Origin of the sequence: Enterobacter sp. KB-280D8, from assembly GCF_041399405.1 — a bacterium.
Lineage (GTDB): Bacteria > Pseudomonadota > Gammaproteobacteria > Enterobacterales > Enterobacteriaceae > Enterobacter > Enterobacter cloacae_N.
Window position 1 is genome coordinate 426936 of the sequence record NZ_JBGKEC010000003.1, and the last position, 24188, is coordinate 451123.

Sequence of the window (24188 nt, forward strand, 5' to 3'; positions counted from 1 at the left end):
TACCGTCTTATGGAGCAAAACCCGCAGTCACAGCTGAAACTTCTTGTCCAACGCGGTAAGGAGCAAGGCTATCTGACCTATGCCGAGGTCAATGACCATCTGCCGGAAGATATCGTCGATTCAGACCAGATCGAAGACATCATCCAAATGATCAATGACATGGGCATTCAGGTGATGGAAGAAGCACCGGATGCCGATGATCTGTTGCTGGCTGAAACCTCCAACAACACTGACGAAGATGCGGAAGAAGCTGCTGCACAGGTACTGTCCAGCGTGGAATCTGAAATCGGGCGTACCACTGACCCGGTCCGCATGTACATGCGCGAAATGGGTACCGTTGAACTGTTGACCCGCGAAGGCGAAATTGACATCGCAAAACGCATCGAAGACGGGATCAACCAGGTACAGTGTTCTGTTGCCGAATACCCGGAAGCGATCACCTATCTGCTGGAGCAGTACGATCGCGTTGAAGCGGAAGAAGCGCGCCTGTCTGACCTGATCACCGGTTTTGTCGACCCGAACGCTGAAGAAGATATGGCGCCTACCGCCACTCATGTCGGTTCTGAACTGTCTCAGGAAGAGATGGATGACGACGAAGACGAAGATGAGGAAGAAGACGACGACAGCGCGGACGATGACAACAGCATCGACCCGGAACTGGCGCGTGAGAAGTTTGCCGAGCTGCGCACCCAGTACGAAGTGACGCGTGACACCATCAAAGCGAAAGGCCGCAGCCATGCCGCCGCTCAGGAAGAGATCCTGAAGCTGTCTGAAGTATTCAAACAGTTCCGCCTGGTGCCAAAACAGTTCGACTACCTGGTTAACAGCATGCGCGTGATGATGGATCGCGTACGTACCCAGGAACGCATCATCATGAAGCTGTGCGTTGAGCAGTGCAAAATGCCGAAGAAGAACTTCATCACCCTCTTCACCGGCAACGAAACCAGCGAAACCTGGTTCAACGCGGCTATCGCGATGAACAAGCCGTGGTCTGAAAAACTGCACGACGTGAAGGACGATGTTTATCGTGGTCTGCAGAAGCTGCAGCAGATTGAAGAAGAGACCGGCTTGACCATCGAGCAGGTTAAAGACATCAACCGTCGCATGTCCATCGGTGAAGCGAAAGCCCGCCGGGCCAAGAAAGAGATGGTTGAGGCGAACTTACGTCTGGTTATCTCTATCGCCAAGAAATATACCAACCGCGGTCTGCAGTTCCTGGATCTGATTCAGGAAGGCAACATCGGTCTGATGAAAGCGGTAGATAAGTTTGAATACCGTCGTGGTTACAAGTTCTCTACTTACGCGACATGGTGGATCCGTCAGGCGATTACCCGCTCTATCGCAGACCAGGCGCGCACCATCCGTATTCCGGTGCATATGATTGAGACCATCAACAAGCTCAACCGTATCTCCCGTCAGATGCTGCAGGAGATGGGCCGCGAGCCGACGCCGGAAGAGCTGGCCGAGCGCATGCTGATGCCGGAAGACAAGATCCGTAAAGTGCTGAAGATCGCCAAAGAGCCAATCTCCATGGAAACGCCAATCGGTGACGATGAAGATTCGCATCTGGGTGATTTCATCGAGGATACCACCCTCGAGCTGCCGCTGGACTCTGCGACCACCGAGAGCCTGCGTGCCGCGACGCACGACGTTCTGGCTGGCCTGACCGCCCGTGAAGCAAAAGTTCTGCGTATGCGTTTCGGCATCGACATGAATACCGACCACACGCTGGAAGAAGTAGGTAAACAGTTCGACGTTACCCGCGAACGTATCCGTCAGATCGAAGCGAAGGCGCTGCGTAAGCTGCGTCATCCAAGCCGCTCTGAAGTGCTGCGTAGCTTCCTTGACGACTAATCTGTCCTGACAGTGAAAAAGCTCCCAATCGGGAGCTTTTTTTTGTTTATTCCCTCTCCCCGTGGGCTGAGGGATCCCCACAAAATAATGCCTGCACAGACGACCCCCTCTCCCTTGAGGGAGAGGGCTGGGGTGAGGGGGAACATACGGCTCTGGTGGTCATTCCGTTCACTTCATGTTCCTTGCTACTCTGTAACGGCATGGCCTGTGAACGTGCCATGGCGGCTCAATCGCCGCCGCCCTGGCAACCCGGGCTCCCGGCGGTAAATCGCCGCTTCGCGGTTCCCTCAGCTTATTCCTTCAGGCTATCGGGTCGGGCATGAGCCTGCATCCCTGCAGGCCACGCCCTCTCGGCGCATCCATGCGCCTCGCCCCGGCCTTACGGAAACGCCTCGGCGATTTACAGCCGGACCAGGGCATCGCTGTAAGCCATTAATTCTTCTGAAGCAATATTTATCGCTTCCGGTTAAAAAATTACTGGGGATTCCTCAGCACCGTGGGAGAGGGCCAGGGTGAGGGTATCAGGCCGCAGAGGAGCTAAAGCCCCCGCACCATCAGTGCCTCATCCAGTTCCCGATACGCCTCCACCAGCTTATCCAGCGTCGCCCTGTTGAGCCCGCTCGGGTTCGGCAGCACCCACACCTGCGTAACGCCAATCATGATGCTCTGCTTGCCCCACTTCGTTCCACGCTGGCTAAACGCCTGCTCGTAGGCCTGCTTGCCGAGGATCGCCAGCGCGGCCGGCTGGTAGTCTTCAATCTTCTTCACCAGCTCTCGCCCGCCGCTGCGCAGCTCATGCAGGTTTACCTCGCTCGCCTGTACCGTCGGCCGCTCGACCAGCATGGTAATGCCGCAGCGTGTATCCAGCAGGTGCTGCTCCTCTTCGGGCTTGAGTAATCTGTCGGTAAACCCGGCCTGGTAGATCACCTTCCAGAAGCGATTTCCCGGATGGGCAAAGTGAAAACCGGTGTGCGCAGAGGACTTTCCTGGGTTGATACCGCAAAACACGACCCGCAGGCCAGGTGCAAGAATATCGTTGATCATCTTTACTCCCACTGATACATCGTTATGGAAGTATAAAGGATTGATTATGCGTTGTTTATAAAAACAGCAAGCAGGAGTGAATGGCTGGATTGCTGCGGGGAGTTACTTTATAATTCACCGCCACGGCCCCTTAGCTCAGTGGTTAGAGCAGGCGACTCATAATCGCTTGGTCGCTGGTTCAAGTCCAGCAGGGGCCACCAAATTTTAGCAGTATATACAAACATTTAGGCCACTCTCTCGAGTGGCCTTTTTGTTATCCACTTTTTGAGTGGCGATAAAATGGCGGTAAATAACTCATGGAATTTGTCTCTGGGCTTCTATCAACAGTCAATAGCTGGCTTACTCATAGTGGAGTTATCCCTGCATCCGCGTTCATTACCATCATGATTTTTTTGATAAAGGAGCACTTGGAATCTCGGAGAAAGAAAAAAAGCAAAGAAAACGAAATTTCTGCACTTAAAAAAATCTTTGCTCGCGAATGCGAACTAAATTGGTATCTGAGCTCTCAGATAGAACGACTGTGCAGGACGTTCAAGCCCTATGAAGATGATGCTGAAAACTGTCCCTATGAACTATCAATCTTGACTACACCTTCAGGTAAAACGACTTATGAAATTACTGGAGATGAACAGGGAATGGAGGGGGGAGCTTTGCCTCAAGCACACGCAGATGTTTTTAAAAAATTCATGTACGACGTCGTGAAACATGATGCTGAGTTTTATGAGCATCTTGAGTCTGCATATGAAGCAGCCCTAGAGCTTAGGCATCTGAGAGATTCTATTGTTGATATTCATCATACTGGTGAGAGGATCCACGTCGACAATTTGATGCTGGGGTTTTCTGGCTATGCGCTAATTGAACTTAAATCCATCAATATCGACATAAAAGCTCTATATAAATTCTGTACCGGAAAAAGCGTAATCATCGGAAGATTAAGGTAAGAACCCGCATTTAGCGGGATACTTTAGGGCCACCAGACACCGCAAGGGCTGACGAGAAATCGTCGGCCCTTTTCTTTTTCCGGGGATACTTTCAAGCGGTAGCCATAGTGATTGATGGTTAATTTATGACCGCTCTTCGGCGCCATGTTATTTGTGAACAAAGACATTCCAGATGGTATGACGATTTATACTGAAAAAACGTTAAAAATAATTCCTGCTAAATCCCCTACGGCTTGACTGTGCACTTCAACTTTTCTGTACTTACCTCGCCGGGTGAAGATTTCGAGTCCCGCATGAGCCGAGTTGTAAAAACCCACAAAAAAGCCAACCCCGCACTACCGCGGCGTTGGCCCTGTTTTAAAGACAGTAAAAACTTACAACAGGTTAAAAGACATAACGCATACCAAGGGTAAATTCATTAGAGACAATATGCGCTTTCATCTGTTCGTCTTTTAAGCCACGCGCGTTAGTAAAGTTGTTATACCCACTTTCGATCTTACCCATATCGATATAACGGTAGCCCAGATCAACATACAGACGCTCAACCGGCATGTAGCTTACGCCCGCCCCTAACGCATAAGTCAGATTGCTTTGTGTTGTCGAGGCATATTCACGTCCGGCGTTACCCTGCCAGCCGCCCGCTTTGATTTTACTCACGCCAAGCCCAGCAGTACCGTAAACAGACACACCGTAGCCCAATTCATAATCGCGATAGACATTCAGCATCAGACGTTCAGTTTCAGTCTGCAGGTGATTAAAGCTATTAGCGAATATGCTGGAGCCGCTGGTGTACTCCGTCTTTTGTTTGAAGGTATATTCACCCTCTGTACGCCAGCCGTTGCCAAACTGATAGCCCGCAGCAATCGCCGCGCCGCCAAAGTGCTCTTTCTCTTTACCGCCCACAAACTGCCCTACCCCAGGACGTGCGCTGGTATCCATCTCCTTTGCACGTTGTTCAACCTGGAGATATTTTGCGGAACCGTAATACCCTTCTTCCGTATTTGCCGCCAGAACGGTAGCCGGGATCATCGCGATCGGCAGGGCGACTACAATAGCTTTCATCTTCATCTACACTCCGTTGAAAAATTATTCCGCACGGCGAACGGTCGTCCGTCGATGTCAGGAAAAACAGTCAGTGAGAGGGATAATAAGCAGCCCGGCATAAGCAAACTATTCGTGTGATTACGCGTTTTACCAGGTAATTTTACGTAGGGATTGGTCTTGTTTTTTGATCTTTTCAACGACATTTCAATCGCTTACAGATTGTGGGAAACGCAGCAGCACAACCGCCCCCTCCGTCGGCACAGATTCCATTTCCGTCACCTCCAGCGTCGCGTTTTCCGGCATGCTGAGGCTATCGACCGTAATGCGGTTGACTCGCCATGGCGTCAGGTAACTGACCAACAGCTCACCCTTTGCATTCGTCGTTGAACCAAACTGGTTATAAAAGCCTACGCCCGGAGAGTCTGGCACCTCCACCAGCGCCACGGTGCTACCGAGCTGCTGCCCCAGCGTTACGCCTCCACTGTGGAACAACAGGCTGCCGCTGGCATCCGCATGATAATCGCGCCGGGTTCCTCCCCGCACCGTACTGAGGTTGACTTCCCCGGCATTGTATTGATAGCCCATGTTCGCCGACAGCGTGTCATTGCCATGCACGGTGTGCATGGCCTGCAGATCGTAACGCAGGCTGTAATCATTGAGCGCGGAACCGTAGACATTGATGCCGTGACTGTCTTCACCCCGGCTTGCCAGTTCGGTGACATAGCCGATATTACTTGTTGTTCCCCACAGGGAAACAGGCACGCTGACAGTGATCCCCACCGTGGTCTCATCTGGATTATTGCCATAGCGGTCATAGCCCCCGTACAGGCTCAGATCAATGTCGTGTACGGTAGTATTCAGACTCAGCGTGGCTCCCTGATTAGCGGAATCAGAGTCGCGCGATCTCAACCAGCGCCAGGACAGAATCAGGCTGGAGTCCTCACTGATGTTCTGATTAAGCTCCAGTTGTCCACGAAGTACGCGCTGGGTGATACCATCATCCCAGCCGTAGCCAGATTGTGCTGACTGCGCGATCTTCTCCTCGAATGACCGATAATGCTCTGCGCGCGGATACCACTGCAACTGCGCATTGAGGCTGGTTTCAGTGGTAAAAAATGCTTTCGCGTAACGCAAACGCCATACCTTACCGCGAAGCGTCTCTTCATTTAGCGTGTATCGTGCCGAGCTGATATCCCCCGAAAATGCGCCCCACCGACCTAAATTCCCGCCAAAACCTGCGACATAACTGAAGTAGTCATCTCCTTGCTGCAGCCCCGAAAACACCGTCACCTGCGGTGCGATCCCCCACGAAACCGTGCTTTGCCAGAAACGATCTTTATCCCTTTCAATACCGTGAAAAGGCTTATAACGTCCCGTGGCCAGCTCATAGCTGAACAACCCCTGATGCACCAGATTAGGCATGCTGGAATAGGGCAGCAGACGAGTACGCTCCGTACCATCACTCTCCTGAATGGTCATTTCCAGATTGCCATCCGGATTTGGTGGATAAAAATCCCGAATGGTAAACGGTCCAGGCGGAACGTGAATACGGTACACGCGCACCCCGTTCTGGTGAATTGTCACCTCCGCTTCCGTGCGGGCATAGCCGTTAATCCAGGGCGAATACGGTCGCCAGCTATCGGGGAACATCGCCTCATCGCTGGCAAGCGTCGCACCGCGAAAAGCGAAACTGTCGAACAGGTTTGAAGAGGTATTACTGTCGCCAAAAGTCAGACGCGAACGCAGCGGCGTAATGCTGCGCCAGAGTGACATAGCATTGCTGTACGAGCCGTGCTGCCCGTCTCTTTCACGCCAGAAGGTGTTTTGATAACGCAGTCGCCATGGGCCGATGTTGAGACCATTATCCAGCGCCAGCGTGGCATCGGTTCCGGAATGTTCCCAGCTGTACTGCGCCTGACGGCTATCCGCATCCAGACGATAGTTAACAAACAGCGCATTGATACCATCGTCCCAGCGACTGGTGCTGACACCGTTCTGCTGCGGGTTTATCGTCTCGTCGGGGAACAACAGCGTGAGCAACTGTGCATCCGGGCGATACCAGTATTTGAGGTTAAATGCCTCAGCAGACTGGGGCGTCAGGCAGCCTTTTGCATCCCATTCCAGACGTGCAATCACTGCATTCCGCACGCCCCACTCCTCCATCAGCGGCTGGCTAAGGCAAGGTCCGGAGGCTGAGACATCGAATGAGATCGACCCTTTATAGACGTTATTGAGGATAATCCACGTCTTTTTAATGGCCGCGTGGCTCTCTGCTGCCGGGAAAAGCAGCATAAATAACAAAATACGAAATAATGTCATAGCAGCAGGCAATGCAAAAAAGGTGAAGAGGCAAATGCCTCTTCACCTGATTTACATAAAAAGATTATTTTTGCAGGGATGCACGAGCTGCACTCAGCTCCTGCTGGATACCGCTCAGCTCGTTCTGTTTTTCTGACAGTTTACGCTGGTACTTAGCAATCTTCTTGTTGTCACCTTTGGCTTTTGCTTCACGCAGATCGGCCTGAATCTCGGCGATATCGTCACGTTTCTCAGCCAGTTTTTTCTCCAGCTTCTTCACTTCTTTCTGCGCGTCAGCCTGAACGCTTGCCGGGGTGCAGTGTGCTTTGACTTCAGCCAGCGCTTTTTTCAGGCCGTTAACTTTATAGGTATTGCCGTACTGCTGGGCAATACGGATCTCTTTTTCCAGCGCGGCAGCTTTCGCGGTGCAGCTTTCAGCAGCCTGAGCTGAAGTGAACATACCAACAGATGCGATAACAGCCAGTGCAGATGCTAATTTTTTCATTGGGATATCTCCTTTATTTATGAATTTCCTCGAACAAAAGAGTATCCCAGTGGCAGGTAGGCTTACGCTGTACGCCCGTCCTCATTCTGCTGTAGGACGGTCTTCCTCGGTTGTACTCCCGTATCTCGCCAGTGCTGTAACGCTGCACGCAGGTTGAGAATATGCTCCTCAAGCTGGCGAACACCATCACTGTCGACGACCCGCTCCTGCTCAAGGCAAAGCGCTTCCAGCGCCTGTTCCCCGAGCAACTGGATACCGCCCCGCAGCCGATGCAGAGATTCCGCCAATGGCGTATCGGGATCGTTTCTCCAGCGAGCAATATCGCACAGTGTCTCATCGATCACCGCGATCTGGAGTTCCAGAAACGACACCAGATGCTTATCATCGAGCAGCGCTGCGAGCAGCGTCAGTGTGGGATACAAAGCAGGAGATTTACCAGCCGGTCGCAGCGGTAACAGCAGCTCTTCCAGCGCCGCCAGCGTGACCGGCTTAAAGATACAATTACTCATGCCCGCCTCTCGCGCCGCATCCCGGGCAGACTCTCGTGCATCGGCGGTCATCCCAAGTACGATGACATCCGGATAACGCTCATTAATGATGCGTGACAATTCATAACCACTCATCCCTGGCATGTTGCAGTCGCTGATAACGGCATCCGGTTGTAGGGTTGTCAGGTTGTCGAGCAGCGCGTGTGGGCTGTCATAAGGGCTAACCTGATGCCCAAGCCATTCAAGCTGCTGGGTGAGCAGCATCAGTCCAACCGGGTTGTCATCCACCACCATAATGGTCAGCGCGGCGCGTTTGCCTGGTGGTGAAGAAGCATCAACCTCTCTCTGCGGCAACGGATCCATCATCGGCACTTTAAGCGTCACCGTCACCGTAGTGCCTTCCCCTGGTGCGCTGTGTAAATCCAGGCTTCCTCCCATCATATCGGCGAGCTGCCGGCAAATATAAAGCCCCAGCCCGCTCCCCTGCGCCAAATTGCGGCTCGGTCCCTGACTAAAAGGCTGAAAAAGACGCTGCCGGGTCGTTTCATCAATCCCCTCGCCCGTATCCTCTATCGTTAGCGCCAACAGCATAAACTTGCCGTCCTGCCATTGCGGCTGCGCACGTAACGTTACCTGACCGCTGTCGGTAAATTTGATGGCATTGCCCAGCAGGTTGATGACGATCTGACGAAAGCGCACCACATCCATCAGGACATCGCCTTTCAGCTCCGTGTCCATCTCAAGTACAAACCTCAGCGATTTTTGCGCCGCCAGCTCCTCAAACAGCAGTGCGCTGCTTTCTATCAGGGTTCGCAGCGAGGCTCGTTCCGGGCGTAACACCAGACGGCCAAACTCGATGCGCTCCACATCAAGGATGTTGCCGATGAGCAGTAGCAATGACTGCGATGCATCCCAGGCAACCCGTATCGATTGTCGATTTTTCAGGGTATCGTCAGGACGCTTCATGACCAACTCCAGCATGCCGATGATGATGCTAACTGGCGTGCGAATTTCGTGACTCATGGTCGCCAGGAAGGTGCTTTTCCCGCGCCGCAAGCGCTCGGCACGGTGTTTGGCCTCACGCAGCTTCTGGATTAGGCGCAGGATGCGCGCCCGCCGGATGCGTCGCCTCTTATAAATCCACCATGCCACCAGTGCCAGCAGCGCCCCCCCTGTAACCAATAACACCGCCAGCCACGCTTTTGACAGTGCCGACGTTGACACGGAGGCAAACATATTTCCCGCATTGCCGCCGCGCGTCAGGGCATGAAGATCTTCCGGCGGGATATTGATCAGCGCCTTATTGAGGATGGTAATCAGCGGCCAGGCCTGCCGCGATGTGCCAAAGGCAAAACGTAGCGGTTCGGTATCAATGCTGGCTAAAATTTTCAGCGAGGCAAACTCGTTACGGGTGAGTTGAGTATTGGCAACGATCAGCGGCACAACCATCAGGTCGTTTTCATGACGCACCACGCTGGCTAAACCGTGCCACCACGTATCAACTTTCGCCGTCTGACCACTGTTTTGTCGACCCAGCCAGCTATCCGGTGCTTCTCCACGCAGGCTCACCACTCTGGGCTGCCGCGTCTCTTTCCCTTGCTGCTTGCGCCCCACCATCACCCAGGAGTTATACAGCCAGGTTCGGGTCGTGAGCAGATCCGCTTGCCAGATCCCTTCCTGAGTCACGCCGGCAATCAGATCCGCCTCACCGCGGTTAACCGCCCTGAAGGCAGCATCCTGGCTGGAATAGCGGAGGATCTCAAAGGTGAATCCGGTGCGAAGACGAAGTGCGGTCAGCAGATCGGCAAGAATGCCTCGCAGCTCGCCGCGCTCGTTGAAAAAGGCAACAGGGGCATTATCCTGCGCCACCGCAACGCGTATCCGGGAATGTTCTTTGATCCATTTATGTTCAAGCGAAGTGTAGCGCGGCGGCTCCTCGCTCAGCGAGAGCGGGATCCCCCCGCTCCAGCGGCGGTGGATCTCGACGCTTGCATTCTCCGGCAGCGCCGTGAGCATCTTGTCCAGAATCGCGATCCAGACCGCCATTTTTGGCATAGCGGCGAAGGAAAATCCTGACGCATTGAACGTGCTCGCCACCGACCGAATGCTGACATTGCTTAAGTTAGACTGACTGGCCAGATAGCGTGCGCTGATCGCATCGCTGAAGAACAGATCGATTTTGCGAAAGGCCAGCGCCTCCAGAGCGTGCCGCGAGGAGGAGAAGTTCACAATGCTGGCCCCAGGATAGCGTGCCAGCACATCGCGACTGTTGTAGACAGGCGACACGGCGATACGTTTGACCACATCATCTGGCGAGGCATCCGTATTGACCACCTCCACCGGGATGTTGTCACTGTATGGCACACTCAGCAGTAGCCCCTGCTTTTGCTGGCTCGCTCCCGCCTGGGGAATAAAATCAGCCTTTCCCGCCCGAAGTGCGGACAGCGCCTCATCGTAGCTGAGGTAACGAACGACCTCGATATCTACACCCAAATTTTCCGCCACCAGCCCGGTAAAATCCGCATTAATACCGCCGTAGTCATTAAGCCCGGTCGTGATGTCATAAGGCGGCATCATCGGCCCCCAGACCGCCATGCGGATTTTGCGATGTTCGCGCACCCAGCGCCATTCGCTGCTGCTGAGCCCGGGTTCAATGACCTCTTCATGGCTGCGCGCCAGCAAGCGAAGGGATTCCTCCTGTGGCGCGGCAGACGCAGCAAATGTGAGGCAAAAAAGCAGGATAAAGGAAACAATATTCACGTGTCTGGCTCTGATGGGGAAATAAGATCGAACAGCTGTTCAAACTGTTCAACGCCGCTTTTCTTCATCATCCGCGCCTTATAGGTGCTGATAGTTTTATTACTGAGCGCCAGCCTGTCAGCCACCTCCTTGTTACTCTCGCCCTGTTTCAGATAGTTCAGCACGGCGAGTTCCCGGTCGGAAAAACGGGCCAGGAGCGTTTGGGCTTCATGTTTTTCTACCGACTTTTCAGCCATGCTGGCAAACATCCCTTCAGGAAAACAGTAATAACCATCGAGCAGCAACTGGCAAACAGGTTCAATACGTTCCAGCGCCAGGCTTTTATTAATAAAGCCGCTCGCGCCGGCCTGTAAGGTACGTGGCGCATAAACTGCCGCAGGCTGGTTGGTGTACACCAACACCCGGAGCGCCGGAAAGTGGTGCCTGATGCGCGGGAGAAGATCCAACCCGTCAGCATTTTTGAGTTCAAGGTCAAGGATCAACAGTGACGGAAGTTCACGGTGCAGCAGCGCCAGCAGGTTCTCACCGGAGGAAGTCGTCACGGTAAAAGCCGGATTTTTGTCCAGTAACACCTTGAGTGCAAAGCAGATTGCCGGATGGTCATCCACAAGCAAAATTTTCGTCATTATGTTTATTTCTTACCTAAGGGGTTAACCATATCATTATGCGGGGTACACCATAGCCGATCGCCCAGGGAATCGAGACAAGGCTTGTCTGTTTTCAGAAAATTTTTGTCTGCACAAAGAAATATCTGAGCAGAAGCTCGGACAGTGGTGACAATGCTGGAACTGGAACTGGAACTGGAACCGGAATTAATCAAAACCATCCTGCTTTTTTGCTTCCTGCTCACTCCCCCACCTCACAAACTGCGAATCTAAAGAAATCCCCCATCGCGCCGATCATCATCCGTGTGTATTATTTCCTGTAGCTTTTACAACAACTACCCTTAACTCAAATACTTAAGCGCCAAAGCGAAAGGCATCATGAGCACACCGATCAAACGGCTAGAAATCATTAAAAATGCCATTGAACTGGAAGATGACGACATCATCCAGAGCCAGCTGACACGCCTGAAAAATGAAGCGTTTGACGATGGGCTACAGGCAATCGTCGTGATGCTTGAGCAAAAGAACTACACCGCGGCGATGGCGGCCATTACCGCCTGGCTGCAGGGCCAGCGCGCCGTGACCCAATGGCGCGATCCGCAGGTGGCCGCCAGCAAGCTGGAGCTGAAGGCGCTGGAAGAGCGACTGCGCGATCTGATTGACCGCCGCAACGCACGCGTACAGCAGCTTGATGAGTTCAACGATCTCTATTTCTCACGTCTGGGCCCGCTGATGCAGCAGATCCTCGCCCTGCGTAAAACCCTGGCGGAGCTGAACCTGCGTCGTCAGCAGGCGGAGGCGCGTCGTCGCGAGGAAGATTACCGTCGCAGCCAGCGCTATATGGCGCAGGCGGTAGAGGTGCTGGCTACGCTCACCCAGCGCTGGCGCGATCTTCCGGCCGACTCCGTGCAGGCCGCTGAGGCGCGCAAGCATCTTGAGCAGCAAAGTAATCTGATTGCCAACCTGCTGGCCGAAGCGCTCGAACTGGAGAGCGGCTTAACGCGCGAAGAGGAGCCTGCCCGGCAGGCCCGCGACGAGGCCAACGAAGAGTACGAGAAGTATCGCGAACAACATCACGATGCCGAAGTGCGTCTGCGTAAGGGGAAAGATCTCTCGGAAGAGGATCGGAACGAGCTCAAGCGCCTCTGGCGGCAGGCGAGCAAGCTCTGCCATCCGGATTTAGTCGCAGACGATCTAAAAGAGGAAGCCAACGCGATGATGGTGCAGCTCAACCAGGCGAAGCAGCGCGGCGACGTAAAAGCCATTCGCTCGCTGGTGGCCCGCCTGCAGCAGGGCTTCGAACCATTGATGGCAAGCGACAGGCTGAACGATCTGGAACGTATCCGTAAAAAAATGGCGCAGGTCCGCGAGCAAATAGACACCTTAGTGCACGAGCTGGCGGAGCTGGAAAAAGAGGAGTCCTGGCTGCTGGTCTCGTCGCTGAGCAATATGGAAGCGTACTTCGCTCAGCAAGAGAAAGCGCTGCACGAGGTCCGCGCCTCGCTCGTACATCAGGTGAACGAAGCGCAGCTGGATTCGGCAGCCTGATTATTTAGCGTGCCAGTATGCGCTGGCACGCACCAGCTGCTGGTCAATCGAGTCGGTTTCAAACTGGCGGCTCAGGCTTTTCACCACCTTCCCTTCCCCGGTCAGCCAGATAAAGTAATCCTCAGCCGGAACGGTCAGCGCCGCCAGATGGTCCGCTACCGCCTGCACGTTGTGGCCCACCACCCATTTGATATTGAATTCGCTCAGGTGCGCCAGATAGCCTTTGTAAGATTCGTCCCCGACCGTCACTACCGCTTGAACCTCCGGGTGAACCGGCAGTTTAACAATGCTCTCTAAGCGCCGACGCAGCGCGGGCATGCCGGACTCGTCGCACACGTACAGCTGCCAGGCGTAATCCTCCGGCACCACCAGAGAACCGCGCGGGCCGCCGATGGTCAGCCTGTCGCCCGCTTTCGCCTCGACCGCCCAGCGGCTGGCAACCCCGCCGTCATGAATGAAGAAATCGAGCAACAGCTCATGATTTGCCTCATCGTACAGCGGCGTATAGTCGCGCGCCTGCGGACGCACGCCGTCGCCCCAGTCGATGCCTTCATCGGTGACCACCGGCGGAACAAACGTGGTGCCAGGTGCCGGGAAAAAGACTTTGGTGTGGTCGTCGAAACCGCGGGAGCTAAAGCCCTCCAGCGCCTCGCCGCCTAAAACAATGCGCTGAAAGCCTGCGCTGATGCGCTCAACGCGGCGCACCGTCAGCTCGCGAAAGCGCAGGTCATTACGCACGCGCTGTGGGTAACGGGTAGATGCCATTTTTAGCCTCTTGTCTTGTGAATACGATATATCGAAACTGATTTTTAAATGATAATGATTACTAATCAGTAAAAATGCAAGATCTTTTAGATTGCATCTGAATATATCTTAGATATAGTTTAGATATATCAAATTAAAGAGACTACTATGCGACACGAACACGATGGCGGCGGACGCCGACCGCGCTTTTTCGGCCACGGCGACCTGCGGCTGGTGATCCTGGACATCCTGACCCGCAGCGCGAGCCACGGCTATGAGCTGATCAAAGAGATCGAGAATCTGACGCAGGGGAACTACACTCCGAGCCCTGGGGTGATCTATCCAACCCTGGATTATCTTCAGGATCAGACCTTTATCACCATCACGGAAGAAGAAAGCGGTCGTAAGAAGATTGCGATTACCGCTGAAGGACAACGCTGGCTGGACGAAAACCGGGAACAGCTGGAACAGATCCAGGTGCGTATTAAAGCGCGCAGCGTCGGCTTTCAGCTGCGCAAAAACCCGCAGATGAAGCGGGCGCTGGATAACTTTAAAGCGGTGTTAGATCTGAAGGTAAATCAGGGAGAGCTCAGCGACGCGCAGCTCAAGCAGATTATCGGCGTAATCGACCGCGCGGCGCTGGAGATCTCCCAGCTGGATTAAGCCGGCGCGTGCTCGCTCACGCGGAAGACGCGTACCAGCTCTTTCAGGTGCATCGCCTGCTCGTTAAGGGATGCCGCCGCCGCGACGGACTCCTCCACCAGCGCAGAGTTCTGCTGGGTGGTGGCATCAATCAGGCCAATCGCGCTGTTGATCTGCGAGATCCCTTCCGTCTGCTCGTGGCTGGCCTGGCGGATCTCGCGCAGGATCACGTCCATCTCCTCCACGTTGCCGACCATCCCGTTGATCAGAGCGCTCGCTTTTTCCACCAGGTTCATCCCGTCCTGGGTCTGGCTGGTGGAGCTCTCGATCAGCTCGCGGATTTCACTGGCTGACGACGCGCTCTTCTGGGCAAGCTGGCGCACCTCGCCGGCCACCACCGCAAAACCGCGGCCGTGCTCGCCGGCACGCGCCGCTTCCACCGCCGCGTTCAGCGCCAGAATGTTGGTCTGGAAGGCAATGGCGTCGATCAGGTCGATAATGTCGGACATCCGGTTCGACGTCTCGTTAATCAGGCGCATTTTGCTGGTCACCTGCTTCATCATCTCCCCGTTGTTTTTGACCACCGTGGCGGCATCTGCCGAGAGGTTGGTCGCTTCGCCGGTGTGCGAGGCGGTGTTTTTCACCGTCGCGGTGATCTGCTCCATCGAGGCGGCGGTCTGTTCAACGGAGCTGGCCTGCTCTTCGGTGCGCGCGGCCAGATCCTGGTTCCCGGCGACAATCTGCGCGGCCGCGCTGGAGATATTCTCCGAACCGGTTTGCACCTGCTGCACAATGTCCAGCAGGCGGTTTTTCATCTCCATCAGCGCGTGCAGCAACAGGCCCGTTTCGTCCTTGCCGTGCGGCGTGATGCTGCCCGTCAGGTCGCCCTCTGAAATGGCATTGGCAAACTTCACCGCCTCGCCGAGCGGACGAGTAATAGCGCGCACGATAAACCAGCCAATCAGGCTGCCCGCCGCAACGCTAAACAGGGTGATCAGGATCAGCAGTAGCCGGTTGGATTTAAAGTCACCTTCCACCTGCTTCCCTGCGCTCTGCATCTCATGGTTCTGAATCGCAATCAGCTCCTGCACTTTGGCTTTATAGGCCTGCTGCACGGTGAGGGTGCGGGTCATCATCTCCTGGATTGCAGCCGCGCGATCGTTGTTCTGCACCGCCTGCAAAATGCGATAGCGCGAGTCCAGATACTGCTGACGAACGTCGCGGATCTCGGCAAGGACCTGCTGTGATTTCGGATCCTGCAACACGCTGTTTAGCTCACCCAGAATCAACGTAATATGTTCGCTGATCGTTTTAAGATGCTGCTGCGACTGCGCCGTGTACGTTCCCTTATCATCCAGTAACATGAGCTGCTGAGTGCTAATAAATTCCTGGAAGTTGTCGATTAACTGGTTCGCTTTTACCGTGGTCGGATAATCATGGGTAATGATGGATTGCATCCCGTTGTTAGCCCGGTTCAGACTCAGTAAGGACATACTGGCGCTAACTACCATCAGGACAATAAAGAATCCAAACGCCAGAAATAATTTCGTGCCGATCTTTACGTCATGTAAGAACATATTTTCTCCATCGATGTGATTATTTCTCAGACGATCGCTGTTATCGGTAACGAATCCGCTAACTTTATGACTTTGATCGTTTTTTTATTTCATAACCATCACAATGGATAGGTAGAGGCTATTAATACAGCCTCATCGATCGTTACCAGACCACCAGAACAGGGTTTTACAAAATAGCATCACGGAAAACTGACTTAGGCAGGAATAAATAACTGAGGCACTTTCTTTAGTTATTTAATATCTGATTAACAATAAAACATATTAATAGTCACAAGCAGAAATAAAAAAGCCGTTTATTCCTTACGGTATAAACGGCTTTTCCGGAACACTACTGGCTCAATGGAGCACCGTTACCGCATCCTTAAGACGCCCGGCGCGGTGTTTCACCATGGCAGAAATGTGCGCGCTCTCCTCGACAAGGTCGGCATTTTTCTGCGTGATGCTGTCCAGCTCCGCCACCGCACGGGTTAATTCTGACAGTCCGGTGGCCTGTTCGGACGTCGAGTGGCTGATCTGCGCGATAAGCTGCGTCACGTTTTTCACCTGCTCGACAATGTCATCCATCGTGCGGCCTGCGGCGTGCACCTGCTCAGAGCCGGACTGCACCCTGCTGGCGCTGGCATCAATCAGCTTACGGATATCGTTAGCCGCATTAGCGCTGCGGCTGGCGAGATGGCGGACTTCCCCCGCGACTACGGCAAAGCCTTTTCCCTGCTCGCCGGCCCTTGCCGCTTCAACGGCCGCGTTCAGCGCCAGGATATTGGTCTGGAAAGCGATATCGTTAATCAGGGTGGTAATCGAGCCAATTCGCTGCGTGCTGTCGGCGATGTCGTCCATGGTTTTGACGACGGTCTGCATCGCGTTTCCGCCCTCCGTCGCCGCGCTGCTCGCAGCCACGGAGAGTTTATCCACCTCAGCGGCGGTTTCAGAGTTGCTCTGAACGGAAGCGGCCATCTGGTTCATCGTTGCGACGGTCTGCTGCACGTTCGCCACGGTCTGACGCGTACGATCGTTCAGCGCTTCATTCCCCTGCGCCAGCCTGTCGCTGCCGTCACGGACGCTCATCACCTGGCTTGAGACGTCATTGATGAGCCAGCGGCACATCAGCCCCAGCTGTCCTACCGCGCGCAAGGTCAGCCCCAGCTCGTCGCTGCGGTTCAGATGCTGCACGCTGTTACGCTCGCCGGTCGCCACCTTCAGCGCCTGACGCGCCACGTTCTCGATCGGGCGGACAATCTGCTGCTCAAACAGCAGCGTACCCAGCAGCATTACCACGGCAGCCGCTGCGAGCGGTGCCCAGCCTGCGGAGGCTGACAGCAGGGTAGCGGCAAGCGCGGCAAAGAGTACCGCCATCACGCTGCGTACCCGCCAGCGCAGCGGCATTGCAGGAAGTTTACCCCGCCAGCCCTTACGCACCACCAGCCCTTTGTGAATACGTTTTTTACAGCTCCCGTTATTCAGCGCCCGGTAGAGCGGCTCCACGGCGGCAATCTCTTCCTCCGTGGCTTTGGTGCGGATCGACATATAGCCCGTCACCTGCCCGCGGCGTACCATCGGCACCGCATTCGCACGCACCCAGTAGTGGTCACCGTTTTTGCGTCGGTTTTTGACAATCCCGCTCCACGGCTCGCCCTGCTGCAGCGTGTACCACATATCGGCAAACGCGGCTTTTGGCATATCGGGGTGGCGCACCATATTGTGCGGCTGGCCCGTCAGCTCATCAAGCTGGTAGCCGCTCACCTGCACAAAGGTGTCGTTGGCGTGGGTAATGTAGCTGTGGACGTCTGTGGTAGACATTAAGGTGGTGTCATCGTCCAGAGGATAATTATTCTGGGTGACAAAGGAGGGAGAAGACATGATGGGCATTCCTTGCAGGTTATTCGAATGTTAATTTTGTGGTTTATTGTTTTTTCGGCGGTAAACAATTTATCTTTAGTTGTTAAAGTTGATGGAGATCGCAGATTTCACTTAAACCGCACTTTTTGTGAGATTTTATAATTCATTGATTTCAAATACTTTCACAAAGAAATTACCTACAAAATATGACCTGTTAACGCCCACTTAAGCCGCAAGCAATGCACTCCTTTAGTGCAATTGCCCTTTTCTGCCCCTCACAACGTATGTTGCCGTGTTCCGCGAAATCCCGTTTCGGTTGTATTGGCATGATTAAATATTGTGCAACAATATTTTAACCTGGCGTTTATCCCGATTTTCGTTAAGTCATCTGAAGTGGCGTAATCCCTGCAATACTTAAACCAGTATCATGTGATACGCGATCCCCGGGAGCACATTTTGAACAGGTTACCTTCCAGCGCCTCGGCTCTTGCCTGTACCGCGCACGCACTGAATCTCATTGAGAAGCGAACGCTCGATCATGAGGAGATGAAACAACTTAACCGAGAGGTCATCGATTACTTTAAAGAGCACGTCAATCCTGGTTTTCTGGAGTATCGCAAATCTGTTACCGCCGGCGGGGATTACGGAGCCGTAGAGTGGCAAGCGGGAAGTCTTAATACGCTTGTCGACACCCAGGGACAGGAGTTCATAGATTGCCTGGGTGGTTTCGGTATCTTCAACGTGGGGCACCGTAATCCAGTAGTGGTTTCCGCCGTACAGAATCAACTTGCGAAACAACCTCTCCATAGCCAGGAACTGCTCGACCCGCTTCGCGCCATGCTCGCGAAAACGCTGGCGGCCTTAACCCCCGGCAAACTGAAGTACAGCTTCTTCAGCAACAGCGGCACGGAATCGGTCGAAGCGGCGATTAAGCTCGCCAAAGCGTATCAGTCGCCGCGCGGGAAATTCACCTTTATCGCCACCAGCGGCGCGTTCCACGGTAAATCCCTGGGCGCACTGTCGGCGACCGCGAAATCCACCTTCCGCAAGCCGTTTATGCCGCTGCTGCCGGGCTTTCGCCACGTGCCGTTTGGCGACATCAACGCCATGCGCACCGTGCTGAGCGAATGCCGTAAAACCGGCGATGACGTGGCGGCGGTGATCCTGGAGCCGATTCAGGGTGAAGGGGGTGTGATCCTCCCTCCGCAGGGCTATCTGCCCGCCGTGCGTCAGCTGTGCGATGAGTTTGGCGCGCTGCTGATCCTCGACGAAGTGCAGACCGGGATGGGACGCACCGGCAGGATGTTTGCCTGCGAGCATGAAAACGTTCAGCCGGACATTCTGTGTCTGGCGAAAGCGCTCGGCGGCGGCGTGATGCCAATAGGAGCAACGGTTGCAACGGAAGAGGTGTTCTCGGTGCTGTTCGACAATCCGTTCCTGCATACCACCACCTTTGGCGGCAACCCGCTGGCCTGCGCGGCGGCGCTGGCCACCATCAACGTGCTTCTTGAGCAAAACCTGCCCGCGCAGGCGGAGCAGAAAGGCGACATGCTGCTGGACGGCTTCCGCCAGCTGGGGCGTGAGTACCCGGACCTGGTGCAGGAGGCACGCGGCAAAGGAATGCTGATGGCGATTGAGTTTGTCGACAACGAAATCGGCTACAGCTTCGCGAGCGAGATGTTCCGCCAGCGGGTGCTGGTGGCCGGCACGCTCAACAACTCGAAAACCATCCGCATTGAACCACCGCTGACGCTGACCATTGAGCAGTGTGAGCAGGTGCTGAAAGCGGCGCGTAAAGCGCTGGCAGCGCTGCGGGTGAGCGTGGAAGAGGCGTAAAAAATGCCGGGCCTACGTTTTGTTTTCTGTAGGCCCGGCTTTTTTAACGGTGGAACTCCGCCACCGTCATGGTAAAGCGCAGCACGTTTTTTCCCTCATTGGCATAGCCGTGCGCGGCTTCGGTTTTCGCCACCGCCGATGCGCCTGCATTAACCTGCGTCACCGTCTCGTCCACCGTCAGTGTCAACACGCCTTCGTTCACGTGCAACAGCTCAAAGGTTCCCGACGGATGCCCTGTCGAGGTGAAATACTCCCCCGGATGCATCTCCCACTGCCATAACTCAATCATATCCGGGCCCGCAGTGCCTGCCAGCAGCCTGGCGTAACCGCCCTGTTCGCCCTGCCACAGCACCGGAATCGCCGCTTCTTCGATAACGTGCACCAGCGGCTCGCTGGAGACGTTGACGATATCCGCCACGGAGATGCCGAGCGCGGCGGCCAGCTTGCACAGGATGGCGATGCTAGGGTTGGCTGCGCCCTTTTCGATCTCCACCAGCATCCCTTTGCTGACGCTGGCCCGGCGGGACAGCTCGTCCAGCGACAGCTTTTTCTCTTTCCGCCAGTTGCGGATGCGGTTCGCCACGGCCAGGCTTACCTGGGCAACATCGGCACCCTGCGCAGTCATTATATTGACTTTATCAGTCATTGGTCACTACCATGGTATAAAACAGTCAATACAGGATTATTTATGTCTCTCGTTACGCCGTCAATAGACTCACGTCTTGCCGGGATTGCCCCGGGCTTTCGGGCACTGAGCATTCTGGTTGAAGCTGCGCCGATTATCCACCCGGAGGTTGCGCCCGCCGCGCTGGCGCAGGCCTGCCGGCAGGTGTTGAATGATGATGTTCCATGGGCTGATGCACACCTTTCAGGCTGGGATGAGGTGTTCAAAGCCTTCGGTGCGAAGCCGAAACGCACGCCCTGTTCGGCCTCTGCCCTGCGCAAGCGGGTACTGAAAGACGGTTCGCTGCCGTCGCTGGATCCGGTCGTGGATATCTATAACGCGGTGAGCATTCGCTATGCCATTCCGGTGGGTGGGGAAAATCTCGCGGCGTACTCGGGTGCGCCCCGTCTGACGCTGGCCGACGGCAGCGAGCCGTTTGATACCTTCAAAGAGGGACTGCCGGTGGTGGAACATCCGGAACCGGGTGAGGTTATCTGGCGCGACGACCTCGGCGTCACCTGCCGCCGCTGGAACTGGCGCCAGGGGATACGGACGCGTCTGGACAGTCAGGCGCAATCCATGTGGTTTATTCTTGAAAGCCTGCCGTCGATGCCGCTTGCGGCACTGGAAGAGGCAGGAGAGGAGCTGGTCAACAACCTGCAGCAGCTGATGCCGGGAGCCACGGCTCAGGTCCAGCTGCTGACGCTGTAAGAGGACAACAAGGTGTTTCACGGATTAAGCGCGTTTCCGTTAACGCCCCTGAAAAATGGGATGTTTGACGAGCAGTCCTTCATCAATCTTCTGCGCCCCGTGGTCGACGCAGGCGTGGATTCACTGGGCATTTTAGGCTCAACGGGAAGTTATGCCTATCTGACCATTGAAGAGCGCGGCCGAATCACGCGCTGCGCGGTGGAGCATGCTGATGACGTTCCGGTCATCGTCAGCATCGGCGCACTTAGGCTGGACGATATTCTGCGTCTGGCTGACGACGCGCAAGCGGCAGGTGCATCTGGCGTGCTGATGGCACCCGTGTCGTACCAGCGATTAACGGAAGATGAAGCGTTTAATCTCTATGAAGCGGTGACTCGCCAGCTCTCCGTACCGCTGTGTATTTACGATAATCCCGCCACGACCGGTTTTGCGTTTAGCGATGAATTGTTATTTGCTACCGCGGCCCTGCCGAATGTGGGATCCATTAAGCTTGGCCGCGTGCCGGAGGAGCTGTCGCAGGTACGCGCTCGTCTCCCTGATACCGTCACGCTGGGCATTGCCGGCGACTGGCGGGCAGCATCTGCCCTGCAGGCCGGGTTTGACGTCTGGTATTCGGTCATCGGCGGGTTGTTTCCGCAAACAGCGCTGGCGATTGCCCGTTCGAAAGAGGCGGCGCAATCCGAGCGGCTGGAGCCGCTGTGGGAATTGTTCCGTCGTTACGGCAGCTTACGGGTGGTGGCAGCAGCGGCAGAAATGCTCGGGAAAGCGAAAACGCCCGCGCTACCCTTCCCGCTTCAGGCTATTCAGGGTGAGCCGCGCGAAGCGCTTGCTGCGATACTTGCGGATCTGGTGCTGGCCTGAATAACACCGGGTGGCGCTTGCGCTTACCCGGCATGACCGCTACTCCGGCAACAGCCCCACAAAACTGCGTTTTTTGCGCGGCTCCGACATCAGCTCCTCAAGCTTATCCACGCACGCCAGATAGTGCGGCGTTTGCTTGTGCGCCAGCACCGCCTCTTCGTCTTTATAGGCTTCGTAAATAAAGAACCGGGTTTTCACCCTTGGATCCTGCAAGACGTCAAAGCGCAGGTTCCCCGGCTCCCTGATTGCCCCCTCGTGGTTGGCGCGAAACACTTCCAGAAACTCGTCCACGCGCTCGGGTTTGATGTTGATCTCCACTAACGTCACGTTCATTTCGCTTCTCCCTGTTTCTCTTCCTGCCAGAACTGGAACGCGTCACGGGCGTTCCAGTTCTCGTGAACCACTTTCTTCACCGCCTTCAGCATGGCGAGCGGCGCGCTGGACTGGAAGATATTGCGCCCCATGTCCACGCCGGACGCGCCCTGGTCGATAGCGCGCCAGCACATCTCCAGCGCCTCGTGCTCCGGCAGCTTTTTGCCCCCGGCGATGACGATCGGCACCGGGCAGCTGGCGGTCACTTTTTCAAAGCCCTCGTCCACGTAGTAGGTTTTGACGAACTGTGCCCCCATTTCGGCCGCAATGCGGCTGGCGAGCGAGAAATAGCGCGCGTCACGCGCCATCTCTTTGCCCACGCCCGTCACCGCCAGCGTAGGCATGCCGTAGCGCGTGCCCGCATCGACAAGCTTGATGATGTTGTTGATCGACTGGTGCTCAAACGGGCTTCCGATGTACACCTGCGCCGCCACCGCGCAGACGTTCAGGCGCAGCGCGTCCTCCATCGCCACCGCCACGCACTCGTTCGACAGCTCGCCCAGAATCGAATTACCCCCGGAGGCGCGCAGCACCACCGGTTTGTTCGTCGCGGCGGGCACCTGGCTTCTCAGGATTCCGCGGGTGCACATCAGCACGTCGGTTTCACCAAACAGCGGCGCGATAGAGAGGTCGATGCGCTCAAGGCCGGTGGTCGGCCCCTGAAAATAGCCGTGGTCAAAGGCCAGCATCACCGTGCGGTTGCTTTGCGGGTTGAAGATGCGTGAAAGCCGGGACTGCATGCCCCAGTCCAGCGAGCCGCAGCCTTTCAGCGTGAACGGTACATTCTGCTGCGGCGTGCCGATGCCAAAATCCTTGCCGTCTTTGATGTCGTCTAAATCAGCCATTTGCTCCCCCGTCAGAAATCGTATTTATTGATGTTCTCTTTGGTGAACACCACGCGCTCCGGCAGCAGCACGATGCCGTTGCCCTTCGCCTCATACTGGTAGCCCTGTACGCTGTTCGGCTCGACCTTCAGCGCGCCGATATCTTTTACGTCCACGCTGTCGCCGACGTTAAGATCGCCTTTTTTCAGCAGGCGATCGGCGACATTGACCGCAATTTTGCCCTGTTGTACCACGTCCCACAGGCCGAAGGCCTTCACCGTGCCGCGCTCAACGTACGGACGCATCACGTTCGGCGTGCTGAAGCCGACAATCGCCACCCCTTCGCGCTTCAGGTTTTCCGCCGCCTGTGCCGCTGCCGGCAGCGCGTTGGCGTCCGGGGCAATGATCGCATCCAGATCCGGATACGCTTTTAAGATCCCTTCGGCGGTTTGCAGGGATTTGGTGGCGTCGTTATAGCCAAACTGGGTGGTGACGATCTGCCACTGCGGGTGATCTTTCTCGATTTTGGCTTTCGCCTCTTTCACCCACTGGTTCTGGTCGGTAACGGTGGGGCTTGAGTAGAAGAACGCCACTTTAGCGTTCGGTTTAGTGACCTGCTTGCCCGCCATCTCCACCAGCAGGCCGCCAAGCTGCTCCGGCGTCCCCTGGTTGATGTAGATGCTGCGGCACTCCGGCTTAGTGTCGGAATCCCAGGTCAGGACCTTGACGCCGCGCTGCATCGCGCGCTTCAGCGCCGGGCAGAGGCCGTCCGGCGACACGGCGGAGACGATAATGGCGTTATAGCCCTGGTTGACGAAGTTATTGATGAGCTGCACCTGGCCGGAGACGCTCGGCTCGGTTGGGCCGTCGTAGGTCACGTCCACGCCGAGGTCTTTCCCCGCCTCTTTTGCGCCGTTACCGCCGCTGGTGAAGAAGCCCACGCCTACCAGCTTCGGGATAAAGGCAATGCGGTCCGCCGCCTGCGCCGAGGCGAAGCTGAGGGCCATTGCCAGGACAAACAGTTTTGTTTTCAT

Annotated in this window: 20 protein-coding genes and 1 tRNA gene; 8 read left to right on the plus strand and 13 right to left on the minus strand. The window is 55.4% G+C overall.

The window, feature by feature from the left end; all coding sequences use genetic code 11:
- Positions 1–9: 9 nt before the first annotated feature.
- Positions 10–1854 carry an RNA polymerase sigma factor RpoD gene (gene rpoD / locus AB8818_RS12055; protein WP_028014473.1) on the plus strand — a complete coding sequence of 615 codons (1845 nt, stop codon included), beginning with the start codon at positions 10–12 and terminating at the stop codon, positions 1852–1854.
- A gap of 537 nt (positions 1855–2391) precedes the next feature.
- On the opposite strand, the gene mug is transcribed toward rpoD, so the two are convergent.
- Positions 2392–2898 carry a G/U mismatch-specific DNA glycosylase gene (gene mug, locus AB8818_RS12060; RefSeq protein ID WP_116342131.1) on the minus strand — a complete coding sequence of 169 codons (507 nt, stop codon included), beginning with the start codon at positions 2896–2898 and terminating at the stop codon, positions 2392–2394.
- Between the two features lie 124 nt (positions 2899–3022).
- On the opposite strand from mug, the gene AB8818_RS12065 reads away from it, so the two are divergent.
- Together AB8818_RS12065 and AB8818_RS12070 are read left to right on the plus strand one after the other, a co-directional pair.
- Positions 3023–3098 (plus strand) — tRNA-Ile (locus tag AB8818_RS12065).
- 96 nt (positions 3099–3194) lie between these two features.
- Complete coding sequence (locus tag AB8818_RS12070) at positions 3195–3839, plus strand: hypothetical protein (RefSeq protein WP_163329712.1); 645 nt, start codon at positions 3195–3197, stop codon at positions 3837–3839.
- Between the two features lie 384 nt (positions 3840–4223).
- Here the strand turns inward: AB8818_RS12070 and AB8818_RS12075 are convergent, their stop codons facing one another.
- The 5 genes from AB8818_RS12075 to AB8818_RS12095 all read right to left on the minus strand — a co-directional run bounded on the left by AB8818_RS12075 (position 4224) and on the right by AB8818_RS12095 (position 11542).
- Positions 4224–4907: an outer membrane protein gene (locus tag AB8818_RS12075; RefSeq protein WP_116342133.1), complete on the minus strand. Its 684-nt coding sequence runs from the start codon at positions 4905–4907 to the stop codon at positions 4224–4226.
- A 180-nt stretch (positions 4908–5087) separates the two neighbouring features.
- Positions 5088–7202, minus strand: coding sequence for a fimbria/pilus outer membrane usher protein (locus tag AB8818_RS12080; protein ID WP_226857633.1), 2115 nt, complete (start codon positions 7200–7202; stop codon positions 5088–5090).
- 64 nt (positions 7203–7266) lie between these two features.
- A complete protein-coding gene (locus tag AB8818_RS12085; RefSeq protein ID WP_116342136.1) occupies positions 7267–7686 on the minus strand; it encodes a DUF1090 domain-containing protein in 420 nt (139 codons plus the stop codon).
- Positions 7687–7748: 62 nt separating this feature from the next.
- Positions 7749–10934 (minus strand): ATP-binding protein, encoded by a 3186-nt coding sequence (locus AB8818_RS12090; RefSeq protein WP_192983902.1) that lies wholly within the window; start codon positions 10932–10934, stop codon positions 7749–7751.
- Positions 10931–11542 (minus strand): response regulator transcription factor, encoded by a 612-nt coding sequence (locus tag AB8818_RS12095; RefSeq protein WP_239508634.1) that lies wholly within the window; start codon positions 11540–11542, stop codon positions 10931–10933. The genes AB8818_RS12090 and AB8818_RS12095 overlap by 4 nt, the downstream gene beginning before the upstream one ends.
- A 375-nt stretch (positions 11543–11917) precedes the next feature.
- On the opposite strand from AB8818_RS12095, the gene AB8818_RS12100 reads away from it, so the two are divergent.
- Entirely contained in the window at positions 11918–13087 is a 1170-nt protein-coding gene (locus AB8818_RS12100) for a DNA repair protein (protein ID WP_192983900.1), read from the plus strand.
- On the opposite strand, the gene AB8818_RS12105 is transcribed toward AB8818_RS12100, so the two are convergent.
- Complete coding sequence (locus AB8818_RS12105; RefSeq protein WP_116342144.1) at positions 13088–13852, minus strand: siderophore-interacting protein; 765 nt, start codon at positions 13850–13852, stop codon at positions 13088–13090. It abuts the gene before it with no gap.
- 147 nt (positions 13853–13999) lie between these two features.
- Between AB8818_RS12105 and AB8818_RS12110 the strand changes: the two genes are divergently transcribed.
- A complete protein-coding gene (locus AB8818_RS12110) occupies positions 14000–14494 on the plus strand; it encodes a PadR family transcriptional regulator (RefSeq protein ID WP_116342146.1) in 495 nt (164 codons plus the stop codon).
- On the opposite strand, the gene AB8818_RS12115 is transcribed toward AB8818_RS12110, so the two are convergent.
- Both AB8818_RS12115 and AB8818_RS12120 read right to left on the minus strand, forming a co-directional pair.
- A complete protein-coding gene (locus AB8818_RS12115) occupies positions 14491–16050 on the minus strand; it encodes a methyl-accepting chemotaxis protein (protein WP_116342148.1) in 1560 nt (519 codons plus the stop codon). The two genes, AB8818_RS12110 and AB8818_RS12115, sit on opposite strands and share 4 nt — an antisense overlap.
- 336 nt (positions 16051–16386) lie before the next feature.
- Complete coding sequence (locus AB8818_RS12120; RefSeq protein ID WP_116342150.1) at positions 16387–17907, minus strand: PAS domain-containing methyl-accepting chemotaxis protein; 1521 nt, start codon at positions 17905–17907, stop codon at positions 16387–16389.
- A gap of 435 nt (positions 17908–18342) precedes the next feature.
- Between AB8818_RS12120 and ygjG the strand changes: the two genes are divergently transcribed.
- Positions 18343–19722 (plus strand): putrescine aminotransferase, encoded by a 1380-nt coding sequence (gene ygjG, locus AB8818_RS12125; protein ID WP_052682963.1) that lies wholly within the window; start codon positions 18343–18345, stop codon positions 19720–19722.
- Positions 19723–19765: 43 nt separating this feature from the next.
- Here the strand turns inward: ygjG and AB8818_RS12130 are convergent, their stop codons facing one another.
- Positions 19766–20368, minus strand: a complete 603-nt coding sequence (locus AB8818_RS12130) for a helix-turn-helix domain-containing protein (RefSeq protein WP_116342152.1) — start codon at positions 20366–20368, stop codon at positions 19766–19768.
- Between the two features lie 42 nt (positions 20369–20410).
- Here AB8818_RS12130 and AB8818_RS12135 point away from each other — a divergent pair, with 42 nt between their 5' ends.
- Both AB8818_RS12135 and AB8818_RS12140 read left to right on the plus strand, forming a co-directional pair.
- On the plus strand, positions 20411–21097 hold the full coding sequence (locus tag AB8818_RS12135; RefSeq protein WP_163329717.1) for a B3/4 domain-containing protein: 687 nt from the start codon (positions 20411–20413) through the stop codon (positions 21095–21097).
- Positions 21098–21109: 12 nt separating this feature from the next.
- Positions 21110–21958, plus strand: a complete 849-nt coding sequence (locus tag AB8818_RS12140; protein WP_163329718.1) for a dihydrodipicolinate synthase family protein — start codon at positions 21110–21112, stop codon at positions 21956–21958.
- Positions 21959–21997: 39 nt separating this feature from the next.
- Here the strand turns inward: AB8818_RS12140 and lsrG are convergent, their stop codons facing one another.
- The 3 genes from lsrG to lsrB are packed head-to-tail and all read right to left on the minus strand — an operon-like array spanning position 21998 to position 24188.
- Positions 21998–22291 (minus strand): (4S)-4-hydroxy-5-phosphonooxypentane-2,3-dione isomerase, encoded by a 294-nt coding sequence (gene lsrG / locus AB8818_RS12145; protein WP_044597614.1) that lies wholly within the window; start codon positions 22289–22291, stop codon positions 21998–22000.
- Positions 22288–23175: a 3-hydroxy-5-phosphonooxypentane-2,4-dione thiolase gene (lsrF, locus tag AB8818_RS12150; protein ID WP_192983898.1), complete on the minus strand. Its 888-nt coding sequence runs from the start codon at positions 23173–23175 to the stop codon at positions 22288–22290. The genes lsrG and lsrF overlap by 4 nt, the downstream gene beginning before the upstream one ends.
- A gap of 11 nt (positions 23176–23186) precedes the next feature.
- On the minus strand, positions 23187–24188 hold the full coding sequence (gene lsrB / locus AB8818_RS12155) for an autoinducer 2 ABC transporter substrate-binding protein LsrB (RefSeq protein WP_116342159.1): 1002 nt from the start codon (positions 24186–24188) through the stop codon (positions 23187–23189).

Bases quoted from the DNA above. Each gene is read 5' to 3' on its own strand.
- rpoD (WP_028014473.1), top strand. From the start codon at position 10: ATGGAGCAAAACCCGCAGTCACAGCTGAAACTTCTTGTCCAACGCGGT.
- mug (WP_116342131.1), bottom strand. From the start codon at position 2,898: ATGATCAACGATATTCTTGCACCTGGCCTGCGGGTCGTGTTTTGCGGT.
- AB8818_RS12070 (WP_163329712.1), top strand. From the start codon at position 3,195: ATGGAATTTGTCTCTGGGCTTCTATCAACAGTCAATAGCTGGCTTACT.
- AB8818_RS12075 (WP_116342133.1), bottom strand. From the start codon at position 4,907: ATGAAGATGAAAGCTATTGTAGTCGCCCTGCCGATCGCGATGATCCCG.
- AB8818_RS12080 (WP_226857633.1), bottom strand. From the start codon at position 7,202: ATGACATTATTTCGTATTTTGTTATTTATGCTGCTTTTCCCGGCAGCA.
- AB8818_RS12085 (WP_116342136.1), bottom strand. From the start codon at position 7,686: ATGAAAAAATTAGCATCTGCACTGGCTGTTATCGCATCTGTTGGTATG.
- AB8818_RS12100 (WP_192983900.1), top strand. From the start codon at position 11,918: ATGAGCACACCGATCAAACGGCTAGAAATCATTAAAAATGCCATTGAA.
- AB8818_RS12105 (WP_116342144.1), bottom strand. From the start codon at position 13,852: ATGGCATCTACCCGTTACCCACAGCGCGTGCGTAATGACCTGCGCTTT.
- AB8818_RS12110 (WP_116342146.1), top strand. From the start codon at position 14,000: ATGCGACACGAACACGATGGCGGCGGACGCCGACCGCGCTTTTTCGGC.
- AB8818_RS12115 (WP_116342148.1), bottom strand. From the start codon at position 16,050: ATGTTCTTACATGACGTAAAGATCGGCACGAAATTATTTCTGGCGTTT.
- AB8818_RS12120 (WP_116342150.1), bottom strand. From the start codon at position 17,907: ATGTCTTCTCCCTCCTTTGTCACCCAGAATAATTATCCTCTGGACGAT.
- AB8818_RS12130 (WP_116342152.1), bottom strand. From the start codon at position 20,368: ATGACTGATAAAGTCAATATAATGACTGCGCAGGGTGCCGATGTTGCC.
- AB8818_RS12135 (WP_163329717.1), top strand. From the start codon at position 20,411: ATGTCTCTCGTTACGCCGTCAATAGACTCACGTCTTGCCGGGATTGCC.
- lsrG (WP_044597614.1), bottom strand. From the start codon at position 22,291: ATGAACGTGACGTTAGTGGAGATCAACATCAAACCCGAGCGCGTGGAC.
- lsrF (WP_192983898.1), bottom strand. From the start codon at position 23,175: ATGGCTGATTTAGACGACATCAAAGACGGCAAGGATTTTGGCATCGGC.
- lsrB (WP_116342159.1), bottom strand. From the start codon at position 24,188: ATGAAAACAAAACTGTTTGTCCTGGCAATGGCCCTCAGCTTCGCCTCG.